This window comes from Catenuloplanes japonicus (genome assembly GCF_000717135.1).
Classification (GTDB): domain Bacteria; phylum Actinomycetota; class Actinomycetes; order Mycobacteriales; family Micromonosporaceae; genus Catenuloplanes; species Catenuloplanes japonicus.
Genome location: NZ_JNXY01000007.1, coordinates 69,372 through 81,770 on the forward strand (window position 1 = coordinate 69,372; position 12,399 = coordinate 81,770).

Here is a 12,399-nt window from a genome sequence, read left to right on the forward strand (position 1 = left end):
GGATCATTGGGTGCCGCAAAAACCAGGTCGACACGCCGCTGTGGACCTGGTTTTTGCGGCACCCAATGATCCTTTCTGCGAGGACCCGCTCGCGCCGGTCGGCATGGTCGCGGGCGAGCGATGGTTCCGGCGCGTCGGGTGCGGGCGGGCCTTTGCCTCCACGCCAGCAGGCCCGCAATCTCATGAAATTTCGGGCGCAGAGCGCCCGCTACGCTACGACAGACCCGCGCACGGTGCCCGCGCTGCGTGCCGGAGACGTCGCGTGGCTGGTATTACTTTCTCCCGGGTCCGGGTCCGGGTCCGGGTCCGGGTCCGGGTCCGGGTCCGGGTCCGGGTCCGGGTCCGGGTCCGGGTCAGGAGCACGCGGGTCCGGATCGTCGGCCGAAGGGCTCGCGGTCACGCCGGGCCGCAGCCACCCCGAGCGCGGGAAAATCGGGGTCCGGAATCGCCTCGGGCAAGCGTGAAGCGCACGGGCCGGGCCGCGCCTGCTATCTGGCCGACTTTGCCAGGTGGGCGGCGGGGAGGCCGGCGGCGGCGAGCAGGGCGGACTCGAGGCGGGGGTCGGCGGCCGCGTGCTCGGCGACCACGCGGGCCAGCAGGCCGGGCGGCAGCGTCGCGGCCACGCCGGCGAGACGGCGGACGGCGGACTCCGGTGTCTCGGGCTGCGGGGACCCGCCGGGGGCCGAACGCGCGGCGGCTGGTGACGGGACGGCCGCGGCGGGATCGTCGAGCGTGTCGGGGAACGTGGCGGACGGCGACCAGCGGAAGGCCTCGTTGAGCGCCGCGATGATCACGGCGACGATGTGGACGCAGAAGTCGTCCGGCTGGGCGCCCATGGCACCGCAGTCGCAGCGGCCGGCCAGCGAGCCGTCGACGAAGCCGGCCCAGGCCCGGTGCGGGACCGGGTTCTCCTGGCCGACGGTGCCGAGTGCGCCGCCGTGGTGGGGGCGCAGGTCGTCCAGTTCCTCCGCGACCGCGTGGGCCGCGTCGAAGATCTCCGGCGCCACGGCGCGGTGCAGGTAGTCAAGATCGAGGCCGGCCATGCGGCCCACCGTACCCGCTCAAACTTGACCTATGCTCGTGGCTCGTCGGCGGGGAGGAAGTCCTGGCCGGTCCAGACGAAGCGGGCCGTGGTGACCGCGTCGTCGCCGTCCGCGTCGCCGGCGATGAGCTGGTGGATCGCGATGCCGTCGACCTCGGAGTACGTGCACCACTCCTGATCGGACGTCAGCATCAGGTCCAGGTCCAGTCCGGTCAGCACCTCCATCAGCTGGCCGCGGTTCATCTGGTCGACGCCGACGAACACCTCGTCCAGCAGGATCAGCCGCGGCGCCTCGGGCGCGGCCCGGTAGTGCGCGGCCGCGGCGGCGAACAGCGGCAGGTGCAGCACGATCGCCTTCTCGCCGCCGGACTTCGCACCGTGCTGCTTGCGGGTGACCGGCGCCCAGTCCTCGCCGCCGGACCGCATCTGCACCACGAACCGGTGCCAGCGCCGGTAGTCGAGCACCTCGCTGAGCTGCTGGTCCCAGCCGGACGCGGCGCCGGTGGTACGCAGCTCGTCGATCCGCGCGCGGAAGAAGTCGTGCAGCACGCCGCGCTCGGCGTCGGAGAGCGTGCCGGGGTCGGCCAGCAGCAGGTCGCGGGCCTGCTTGAGGCCGGGTCCCAGGTCCGGGTTGACCTCCCAGACCAGTCGCACGCCCAGGCCGGAGACCGTGCGCACCTGCTCCAGCTGCGCGCTCACCTGCCGGACCAGGCCGGTCGCCTGCCGGATCCGCTCCGCCACGTGCCGCCGGGTGTCGCCGAGGAGCGTGCGGTCGAACAGGTCGCGCTCCTCCGCGCCGAGCATCGACCGGGTCTCGTCCCGCTCCGTCGTCACGCGCGCGGCCAGCTGCGCCGGGCTGATCCGCAGGCCGTCCACGCTGGCGGAGACGACCTGCACGTCACACTGCTCGTCGGCCTCCATGGACAGGTCGGCATATCCGGTGAGCGACTCGCGGATGGTGTGCAGCACGTCCGCCAGCGCGCTCTCGTCCTGCCGCAGGTGCCGGGGGCCGTGCGGCAGCGAGCCGCACTCCTCCGCGATCGCGCGGGCGGCCTGCAGCGTTGCCGTGACCGCGCCGAGGCCGGTCAGCCGCGCCTCCAGGCCGGCGTCCGGGCCGAGCAGGCCGGCCAGCCGGGCCAGGCGGGTGACGGCGGCGTCCCGTTCGGCCGTGGCGGCGTCCCGGGCGCGCTCCGCGGTGTCCGCGCGCGCGTTCAGGTCGCTGATCCGGCTGATCAGCTCGTCGTGGCGGGGGCGGAGCGCGCGCTCGTCCCGCTTCAGGCTCTCCGCGCGGGCGCGCAGCACGTCCACCTGGTCGAGGACCGCGCTGAAGTCGGTGCCGACCGCGCCCTCGACGGACTCCAGCCGGGTCTGGGCGGCCTCCGCCCGGGAGCGCGCGGCGGCCAGCGTGTCCTCGGCCTCGGACACCGCGGACGCGGACCGGGCCTCCGCGTCCTCCGCGTCCGCCAGCCGCTCGGTGGCCGCGTCGCGCCGGGCGCGGTCCGCCAGCCAGCCCTCGCCGGCCTGCCGGAGCGCGCGGAGCGCGTCCGCGAGCTGCTCCAGGTCGCCGGGCGTGGTGGGCAGGCTCTGCCGGGAGCCGGTCAGCGTCAGGTCGCGCAGCGTGGCACGGGCCGACTCGTCCGCGACCGCGAGGTCGGACTCGGCCTCGTCCAGCAGGTCGTGCACGGTGGCCAGGCGCAGCTCGGCACGCTGCACGGCCTCCAGCGCGCGGGCGCCGTCGGCCAGTGACGGGCGGGCCGCGGCCTCCGCGTCCAGCGTGGCGCGTTCGGTGCGCAGGCCGGCGATCGCGACCGCGACCTTCTCCCGGGCCGCGTCCAGCGTGGCCAGTTCGCCGGCCAGCTCGGCCAGGCGGCGCTGGCGGGCGCGCTCGCGGGCGTCCGGGCCGAGGAACTCGGCCTCGGGCTTGGACCAGCTGCCGTAGGCGAGGCCGAGCCGCCAGGTGCCGTCCGCGCCGACGCCGACGCCCTGCCGGGGCGCGGTCTCGGCATATCCGATCGCGTTCAGGATCTGGCGGACCGCGGTCGGCGCGACCGGCAGCGCCTCGCCGCGTTCGGCCGGGGCCGCGTCCAGGATGGACAGCAGCGAGTCGCCGGCCGCGGGCAGCGCGCCCATCGACGCGATCGCGGTGTCGTGCCCGTCCGCGGCCAGCGCGATCGCACCGTCCGGACGGATCCACGCGTCCAGCAGCCCGGACGCCTGCAACGCCGCCTCCACCGCGGCCTGGGTGCCCGGCGGTACGCCGTCGTGCCACGCCACCACGCGCCACAGCGGCGCGCCGGGACGGTTCTCGTCGCGGGCCGCGGTGCGGTGCTTCGGCGCGTCCGGGCCGGCGGGCGGGCGGCGGGTGAGCGCGGCGTACTCCGCGGAGAGCGGCGTGCGCTTGGCCAGCAGCTCGCGGTCGCGGGCCATGCCGGCGGTGTGGTCGGCCGCGATGCGCTCGCGGACCTCCGCGGTCACGTCGCCGATCAGCGAGGCCAGCGCCACCTCGTCCGCGCCGAGGTCTGCCAGGACCGGGGCGACCGGCGCGACCGGGAGCACGGTGCAGGCGGCGGCCCACGCGGCGATGCTCTCCCGGTGGGTGGCGACACGCTCCTCGTACGCCTGCCGGGCCGCGCTCAGCGTCTGCTGCGCCTCGTCCCGGTCCGCGGCGCGGGCCTCACGGCGCGGGGCCGCGCGCTCCCGGTCGGCCGCGGCCCGGCGGTGCGCGTCGATCACGGCGCGGACCTCGTCGACCTGTCCCTCACGCCCGAGCAGCACGCCGCGCAGCAGCGCCCGCGCCTGGTCGCTCGACTCGTCGGCCAACGGCTCGACCAGCCCGGTCAGGCCGGCGCGCCGGGCCAGCGCGACCGTGTCGTGCCAGGAGCGGGCCTCGGCCGCGGACGCGGCGGCCAGCTCGGTGCGGCGCGTCTCGGCCCGTTCGGAGTCCCGGTCCGCGTCGGTACGGCGCGCCCGGCAGGTCTCCTCGGCCGTGAGCGCGGCGTTGCGGCTCTCGCGCAGCCCCGAGCGGATCTCGTCGAGCTGGCGGCCCTCGCGGAACGCGGCGCTGTCCCGCAGGCCACCGATCGCCTCCTCGGTCAGCGCGCCGTCGCGTTCCAGCTCCTCGCGGCGCGTGGTGACCTCGGCCAGCTCCGCGACCGCGGACGCGTGCGCCTCGCGCTGGCGGGTGGCCTCACGGGACACCTCGTCCAGCTCGTCCGTCGCGTTGATCAGGTCGCCCGCGCCGCGGCGCAGGGCCCGGCGCGCGTACTGCTGCTGGCGCTCGGCCAGCCGGGTCGCGGCGTCGACCTCGGTGTCCAGCGCGCTGAGCCGTTCCCGGCTGTGGTCCAGGCGCTCGAAGCCCTCGGCGATCTCGGTCAGCCCGGACGGGTCGAGCGGCGGCAGCGCCTTGGACAGCACCTCGGAGAGCGCGTCCGGGTTCAGGTGCTCGGAGAGCTTCGGCGTGCGCAGCTGCAGCAGCGTGGCGATCAGCGTCTCGTACTGCGCGTCGGAGAGTCCGTGGAAGACCGCGTCGCGGACCGCCTGCCGGTACGCCTCCGCGCCCTCGTGCACCGTGCCGTGCCCCTCCAGCGCGGCCGTCAGGTCCGGCTTGGTCAGCGGCACGTTGCCCGGCTTGACCAGCGAGAACCCGCCCGGCACGCCGACCCGGGAGGTGGTGGTGAAGTAGGTGGCGTCGACCGTGCGGGTGTTCGATGACGCCGCCAGCCGTGCGCCGCAGGTGAACCAGCGCGCCGCGCCGCCTGCGTCGGTACGCCCGAACTCCAGCCACACGTACCCGACGCGCGTGGTGTGCGGGTAGCCGTCGCCCATCAGGTTCCAGTGCATGGTGCGCTCGGAACCGCCGAACGTGGACAGCCGCGACGGGCGCAGCGACGCGTCGAACAGGAACGGCAGCAGCAGCTCCAGCGCCTTCGACTTGCCGGTGCCGTTCGGCCCGCGCAGCAGCAGCCGACCGTGGTGGAACGTGAAGATCTCGTCGAAGTAGCGCCACACGTTCAGCACGCCGGCCCGGGTCGGGGCCCAGCGGTCCGACCGCAGCTGTCCGGCGAGCTGCCGCGCGACCGCGACCGCGAACGGGTCGTCCGACGGCTGGTGCGGGGGCAGGGTCAACAGGGTCAACGCGCCCTCCGGGGCCTCGGGGTCTTCGCGCTTCCGTCGGGCGTTTCCGCGTAGCGTGCGGCGGCCGGGCGGGCGGTGAGCCCGTCGACCAGCTTGAAGCGCTCCAGCACGGCCAGCGCCTCGGTCAGCAGTCGCTGCGCGCCACCGTCCGAGCGATAGGTCCGTGCCCAGGCCGGCATCTCGGTGAACCGGTCCGCGATCTGCGCGGCGAGCACGTCGTGCGGCACCGGCGCCGGGTACGCCGCCAGGATCGTGTCGAGCAGCAGCAGCGCGGTCTGCGCGGGCACGCTGTTCTCCGCCGGGAAGCGCTCGTCCGTGGCGACCGCGTCCGGGTCGATCGCGAGCATTCCCTCGGCCCGCTCCTCCAGCTGCAGGCCGGCCTCCGCGATCGCGGCCCGGATCAGCTGGCGGCCGGGGAGCCCGGTCGCATACGCCCGCTCCGCCTCGGGCAGCGCGTCGAAGTAGACCACCGGGTCGTCCAGCAGGCGGCGGACGACCGCGTGCCGGAGCCGGTCCGCGTCGTCGTCGTAGCCGGGCTCGTCGACCAGCGCGGACACGTCCGGCCCGGCCATCCGCGACGGCGACTGCGGCGCCGCCAGCAGCCGGGCCAGGCGGGTGGCGTCCACCCGGTAGAGCACCTTCGCGTCCGCGTGCTCCAGGTACGCGTCCGTGCTGCCGTCCGTGGCGGTGAGCACGCCGAACCGTTCCAGCAGCATCAGCGCGTCCACATAGGCGCGCCGGTCCTCGCGGCTGGCGCTGTCGAACGTCGGTATCGACGGCTCGACCGCGGTCGCCTGGGCCAGCAGGCCGGCCAGGATGCCGATCGTGGTGACCTGGCCGGGCAGCAGCTCGGCCGCGAGCATGCAGAACAGCGCGTAGCGGCGGCGGTCGAACGGGTCCCGGTTGCCGCGCAGGCGCCGGGCCGGGCGGGTGCCGTCCGGGGTCGCGGAGACCTTGGCCAGCCGGGCGTACCCCTGCCGGGCCTCGATCGACAGCCGCCAGCCGGTCTGTGCCTCGAACCACGGCACCAGCTCGGCCGCGTGCCGTGCGACCAGGAAGAAGTCGTCCGGGTCGGCGGCGCGGGTGAGCAGCGGCCGGGCCAGCAGCGCGCGGATCGCCTGCGCACGCTCGGTGCCGCGCTGTCGGTCGAGCTCGGAACGCAGGTCGCTCACGCGGTCGCCTCACGACGGAAGTCGGGACGCAGCGGCACCGGCGCGGCCTGACCGGGCCGGGACTCGCTGATCGAGACGATGAAGTCCGGCGCGACCAGCACGCCGCGCGCGGTCCGCAGGTACGCCAGGTGGTGGTCGGGCGGCGGCAGCAGCGTGACGACCAGCCGCCCGTCCGCGGTGGACGCGCGCCGCTCGCCGTCGCGCGCGGGCACGGTCAGCGCGCGGGCCAGCAGCTCCAGCAGGCGGGAGAAGCTGCCCGGGTCCAGCCGGGCGAACGAGGACAGCCGCACCAGGCCGGGCGTGGCCAGCCGCGACCACGCCTCCTCCAGTTCCAGCCGCTCGCGCAGCGCCCGCGCACGGCGCTGCTCCCGGATCTCCGTGGTGTCCCGGACGCGCGCGGTGCGGGCCGCCCGGTCGGACTGCCCGTGCGTGCGCAGCAGCGGCGAGACGTGCACGCCCGGCGCCTCGAACCAGGACGTGCCCGGCCCGACCGCGGTCGGATCGTCCGGCGCCAGGTGTGTGTGCCGCGCCGGCCACAGGCCGGTCGCGGCCGCCCACAGCTCGTGCGCGGCCTCGTCCGACTCCGCGGCGGAGAACCAGCGGGCCAGCGTGCGGAAGTCCGCGGCCGTGCCGGAACCGCGCCGGCGGCTCTCGCTGAGCCGCTCCAGCGCGCGCATCAGCTCCACGATCGCGCGGCGGGCCGTGTCGGCCAGCTCCTCGGCCCGTGCGCGGGCGCCGTCCGCCGGGAGGAACCAGTCGCGCAGACCGGCCCAGCGCGCGGCACGGCGGGCCAGGAAACGCGGTGCCGGATCGTCCTGACCGGGCAGCACCGGCAGGTCCGCGCCGCGCAGCGCCCGCGCGTGCAGGACCGCCACGCCGCGCCGGTCGACGCGCGCCACCGCCTCCGCGATCGTGTGCCGGCGGGCGTCCAGATCGGTCACGAAGTCGGTCAGGTAGACGATCGTCGCCTGCTTGACCTCCTGGAACGTGGCCGCGTCCGCGCCCTCGTCCCGCAGCAGGCCCTGCAGGCCGCCGTTGAACCGGATCACGCCGGACCGCAGATCCTGAAGGTGACCCTCCAGCTCGCTCAGTGCGGTGTGGACACGCCGGTCGTCCGAACCCTCGTCGCCGAGCAGCGTGTCCAGCTCGCCGAGGCGGGCCACGATCGCGTCCAGCACCGCGGTCTGCAGCGCGCCGGGCTCCTCCAGCAGGCCGATCGCGTGCAGCACGCCCTGGTAGGCGGCCTCGCCCTTACGGCTCAGCGAGTAGTGCAGGTTGCGGCGCTCGTATTCCGCGGCAGACGCGTACTGCGCGGCGTGATTCTGGGTGCGCTCGATCAGGCCGTGCTTGTGCAGCGCGCCGAGCGTGTACTCCATCGACTCGTCGGAGACCGGCTCGTACCACCCGATCTCGGGCAGGCCGGCCAGGACCTCGTCGAACGTCAGCGCCGCGCGGAGCCGCTCCGCGGACTCGCCGAACACCTGCATGACGGCGGTGTGCAGGTCGGCCCGCTCGGTGGTGGTGAAGGCGAACATGTCCGCCGGCACGCGCCGAAAGACAGGGCGTGCGTCGCTCACCCGCGCCCCCTCCTCCGCCGGTGCCTGGAAAACCGAGTCCTTCGGGGAGCCGATCGCGGACCCCATGGCAGGCTACAGGTCCGGCCGGGGTTGCGCTTTTCCCCGCATCCCCCCAACCCGGACAATGGCCGCGATTCCCTAATGCCCCAGGTGGGGAAACATCCACGAACACGAGTTGACGCGCGTGGCGTGCCAATCTGTGAGCGCGCACACGTTCGTGACCATCACGATCAAGAACAAGATCCAATTCATCTTCCCGCTTCCAGCACGGTCCAGCAGCGTTGCTCCCGCGGGCGCTTGAGCCTCCCTGGGGACGACCCCAGACCCCGAACCCGCTCACGCGATGGCCCGGCCCGCGTCTCGCCGCCGGAATTCGCGCCGGCCGGGAGAAGAGTCCAGATCAAGATCTTGCTTGCCCGCTTCCGGCGTGGTCCGGCAGCGTTGCTCCCGCGGGCAAACCTCGCGCCGGGCTCCGCTGGCGCTCCGCACGACGCGAGGAGCCGGTTCCGCCGTGTTGAGGTGCACCGGGTCCGTGGACGGGTGGGCGTCGAGCAGGTCCGGGATGCCCGCGCGCGCCACCACGATGCAGGCGTGCCGGTGGCGGGACGTGAGCACGCACAGCCGCCCGGACTCCAGGTGGAACGCGGTGGCGTCACGCCGGCCGGAGAGCGGGTGCAGCACCACGGTCACGTCGTACTCGCGGCCCTGCAACCGGTTCGCCGTGTCGACCGTGATGGTCTCGCCGGGCGTGCCGCGCAACAGGTTCCGGATCACCGCGGCCTGGTCGCGGTGGGCCGTGCCGATCGCGATCCGGGACGCGTCGACCGCGGCGCCGTCGCGCGACCGCTCGGAGACCGCGACCGCGCCCGCCTCCAGCACGCGCAGCGCGAGCGCGGCGCAGGCGGCAGCGGCCTCGCCGTCGGTGCGGATCGTGTGCCGCGCCGGCAGCTCGTAGAGCGCCCACCCGGTCGCGGCCGCCTGCGCGACGGCCGCGTCCACCGCGTCCGGATCCGGCCCCTCCGGGACGTGCACGCGCGCGGACCCCACGTCCAGCACCAGTGACCGGTCGCCCGGCTCGGTGCCGGCCCGGAAGCCGGTGAACGGGTAGAACGCCGGCGCGACGACCTCGGCCGCGGACGGCGGCAGGCGCCAGGAGACCGGCAGGCGGTGGACCGGCAGGTCCGGGTTGTGGCGCAGCAGCACGGAGACCGCGCTGAGCATCGGGTCCCAGGTCAGGCCGGTCCAGCGCGCGGACTCCACGGTCGAGAACGGGTCGAGCTGGCCGGGGTCGCCCACGAACAGCGCGCGGGAGAACCGGGACGCCACCCGCAGCAGCGCGTCCGAGCGCATCTGATAGGCCTCGTCCACGATCGCCCAGGCCCAGGAGCCGTCCGCGACCGTGGCCCACTTCGCGGCCGTGGCGATGATCACCGAGCCCTGGCCGACGTCGCCGATCTTGGCGCCGACCGTGACGGACCGGTGCTGCTGCACGCGCTCCGAGGCCCGGTAGTCGCCAGCCGAGAGCCGCCCGATCGGCAGGTCCGGCGCGGCCGTGGCGAGCCGGTCGATGAGGTCGTCGACCTGCTCGTTGGTCTGCGCGATGACGATCAGCTGCTCACCGGCCGCGGCCAGCACCTGCGCGGCCTTGACCACCAGCGTGGACTTGCCGGCGCCGGGCGGTGAGTCGACCACGACGCCGCGGTGCGAGCCCTTGCCCAGGTCCGCCAGGACCGCGTCGACGACCGCGTTCGCGGCCGCGCCGGGTGCGCTCACGACCAGTCCTCCGTCGCCGCGTGATCCCCCTGGTCCAGCGGGTCGTCCGCGATCGAGTACTGCGGCGGGCCGCCGTGCGTCCACGGCGTCTCCTCGCGGGACGGGAACGTGCCGGGCGGCGCGTAGCCGAGGCTGAGGCTGGTGTACGTGATCCGCTCCCCCACCTCCGGCACGCTACCGGCCGGCGCGCGCAGGCCGCGGCCCATGCCGCCGGACAGCTCCAGCACGACCTCGGTCTTGCCGCCGTCCTCGACCGGCGTCACGAAGATCACGCGGCCCTTCTGCTGCGGCTTGGACGGGGAGACCAGCGTCGTACCCTCGGGAAAGAGCACCGGATCTGTGGTCACGACCTGGATGCGGGGGCGCAGGACCGGGCGTTTGCCGGTGTCGTCGACCCGGTCCGGTTTGGAGAGCGTGACCTCGCCGACGAACGCCTCGCCGCCGAGCCGGTGCTCCGCCATGATCAGCGGGTCGTCGAAGGCGCGCTCGATCGCGTACGACTGGCCGGCCCGCTCCAGTTTGTGCAGCCGGGTGGCGGCCGCGACCGCGCCGTCGCGCCGGGCCTGGGGTGCGCCGCCGCCCTGCACGTAGAGCGAGAAGTCGCTGAACACGTCGCGGTCCTGCGCCCACCGGGCCTCGACGGACGCGCCGGGCGGCATCGACCGCATGACGCGCAGGCCGCGCCACATCAGCTCCCAGGTGGGCGCGAGCTGGCCGCGGAGCAGATCCTCCAGCTCCCGGTAGGCCGCGCGCTCCGCCTCGGGGTCGTCCCCCTCGGACGCGGCCCGGTAGATCTCCATGGCCGGTCCGAGCACGTCGTTGTCGAAGCCCGGGTCGGTGGCCGGGCCGGCCGGCGGGCACACCTCCGGGTCCTCGGCCAGCCGCGCGGCCTTCGCGCCGGACATGCCGGGCGGCGGCGCGATCCAGTTGACCAGCGAGCCGAGGTGGGCGTCCTCGTGACCGCTCTGACCGGTGGCCCAGTGCGCGGAGAGCATCTCGGTGAGCGAGAGCAGCATCGACGAGCCGGGCTGCTCCGCGCGGTCCGCGAAGAACGTCAGCCAACGACCCAGCAGCGGTACGGTCGGGAGCACCGGATAGTCGCCGTCCGTGCGCCGGAAGCGCGTGGAGCGGCCGAACAGCCGGACGAAGCCGATGCCGGCCGGCGCGGGCACGATGATCTGCGGCGCGTCGAGGTACCGGTAGCGCACGTCGCGCTTGCGGTCGGTGGGGACGGCCTCGGTGGCGGAGCAGAAGCCCTCCGCGTACGGCAGCAGGATCTCGGCCAGGCGCGCGGCGAAGTCGAAGCGCAGCCCGCGGTCCCGGGGCTGCGGGACGATCAGCAGCTCGGGGCGGTCCTCGTCGGTGCCGACCATCACGGCGAGCGGCGCGTTCGCCTCACCGGCCATGGTCAGCGGGATGAACACGAGCGGCATATCGGAAATATGCGCATGTCGTACCGTGGCGATCGGTTGAGCTCGTCCCGCCGCGACCGCCTGCGCCTTGGCCAGCGCGGTGAGCGTGCTCACGGCACGAGCTCCGCGCGCAGCCGGTAGGCGGCCTGGAGCAGCACCGCGGCCTCGGCCTGGTCCGGCGTGGGCTCGATGGTGCCGTGCGCCAGCGCGAGCACGGTCTGCACGTCCTCGATGCCGCCCAGCTCCTCGCGCACGGACCGGCCGAGCACCGCGGTGGAGGTGCGGGCCTCGGCGCGGCAGAAGAACGACAGCTCGCAGGTGGCCAGGCAGTCGGGCGCGTAGCGGGCGGGCACGGCCTCGATGTCGGCGGTCAGCGCCTCCGGGTCGCGCGCGGGCTCGCCGTCGTCGCCGGCCTCCAGGTCGAACGTGAGACCGTCCGGCAGCGTGTCGAGCAGCTGGTCGATGCGGGCCATCCGGGACAGCTGGCGGCGCAGCACGGAGAGCTGGCGGCGCACGTCGATCATGCTGGAGACCGGCTGGTTGGAGAAGTCCTTCGGGCAGACCAGCAGCACGTGGTGCGAGACGGTCTCCGGGTCACGGCCCGCCTCGGCCAGCGCCTCGCGGAGCGCGAGCACGTAGACCGCGGCCTGGGTGGCGGCCGCGGAGACCTTGCCGGGGTCGGCCTGCTCGTCGATCACCGGGAACGACTTGATCTCGACGACGTGGTACCGGTTGTCGAGCTGGAACGCGACCAGGTCCGGCTCCAGGTAGACGCGCCGGCCGGCGACCTCGAGCCGCAGCATCGGGTGGTCGAGCAGCGTGTCCGGGTTGTCGCGCAATGCTTCGAGCGTGCGGCTGTAGCGCTCCTCGTTGGACGCCTTCGGCCCACCCGACAGATCCAGATATTTCGGGACATCGACGCCGAGGAGGCCGACGAGCGCCGCGCCCTCGTTCGCCTTGAGCCGCGCCTCGAACACGTTGCCGCGCACGATCGCGAACGACGACTGGCCGAACCGGCCGGGGAAGCCGATGTGCTCGGCCACCTTCATCTTGTCCACGCCGGCGCCGTCCAGGACCGCGCGGCGGGTGCAGCCGGGGTTCCCGGTGAGCGCGGCGATCGTGCGGGCGTTGTGGCGGCGGGGGGCCACCGGGCCGCGGAGCCGGTCGAGCCGGGCGTCTGGCGTGCTGGTCTGCGCCATCCGAGCAAAGTACAGCCTCAAGGCGGGAATGCCAGGAAGAGACGCGGCGTGTCGCACAAATGTACGGCACGCCACGTCTATATCGGGATA

The 12,399-nt window shown here is 74.7% G+C and carries 8 protein-coding genes; all 8 read right to left on the minus strand.

Features of this window, described 5'->3' with window-relative positions:
- Window positions 1-208 precede the first annotated feature (208 nt).
- Window positions 209-400: a hypothetical protein gene (locus tag OP04_RS53300; protein ID WP_157239787.1), complete on the minus strand. Its 192-nt coding sequence runs from the start codon at window positions 398-400 to the stop codon at window positions 209-211.
- Window positions 401-488: 88 nt separating this feature from the next.
- Window positions 489-1,043, minus strand: coding sequence for a hypothetical protein (locus tag OP04_RS13470; RefSeq protein WP_157239789.1), 555 nt, complete (start codon window positions 1,041-1,043; stop codon window positions 489-491).
- A 29-nt stretch (window positions 1,044-1,072) separates the two neighbouring features.
- Window positions 1,073-5,176, minus strand: a complete 4,104-nt coding sequence (locus OP04_RS13475) for a TIGR02680 family protein (RefSeq protein WP_051797817.1) — start codon at window positions 5,174-5,176, stop codon at window positions 1,073-1,075.
- Window positions 5,173-6,348 (minus strand): TIGR02678 family protein, encoded by a 1,176-nt coding sequence (locus OP04_RS13480; protein ID WP_033339992.1) that lies wholly within the window; start codon window positions 6,346-6,348, stop codon window positions 5,173-5,175. The genes OP04_RS13475 and OP04_RS13480 overlap by 4 nt, the downstream gene beginning before the upstream one ends.
- Entirely contained in the window at window positions 6,345-7,925 is a 1,581-nt protein-coding gene (locus OP04_RS13485; protein ID WP_232323576.1) for a TIGR02677 family protein, read from the minus strand. The genes OP04_RS13480 and OP04_RS13485 overlap by 4 nt, the downstream gene beginning before the upstream one ends.
- Before the next feature lie 336 nt (window positions 7,926-8,261).
- Window positions 8,262-9,698 (minus strand): AAA family ATPase, encoded by a 1,437-nt coding sequence (locus tag OP04_RS13490; RefSeq protein ID WP_232323577.1) that lies wholly within the window; start codon window positions 9,696-9,698, stop codon window positions 8,262-8,264.
- Window positions 9,695-11,224: a hypothetical protein gene (locus tag OP04_RS13495; protein ID WP_033339993.1), complete on the minus strand. Its 1,530-nt coding sequence runs from the start codon at window positions 11,222-11,224 to the stop codon at window positions 9,695-9,697. The genes OP04_RS13490 and OP04_RS13495 overlap by 4 nt, the downstream gene beginning before the upstream one ends.
- A complete protein-coding gene (locus OP04_RS13500) occupies window positions 11,221-12,309 on the minus strand; it encodes a hypothetical protein (protein WP_033339994.1) in 1,089 nt (362 codons plus the stop codon). The genes OP04_RS13495 and OP04_RS13500 overlap by 4 nt, the downstream gene beginning before the upstream one ends.
- Window positions 12,310-12,399 lie beyond the last annotated feature (90 nt).

What these genes read in the sequence shown, in the direction of transcription:
- OP04_RS13500 (WP_033339994.1), bottom strand. Translation starts at nt 12,309, where the DNA reads ATGGCGCAGACCAGCACGCCAGACGCCCGGCTCGACCGGCTCCGCGGC.
- OP04_RS13470 (WP_157239789.1), bottom strand. Translation starts at nt 1,043, where the DNA reads ATGGCCGGCCTCGATCTTGACTACCTGCACCGCGCCGTGGCGCCGGAG.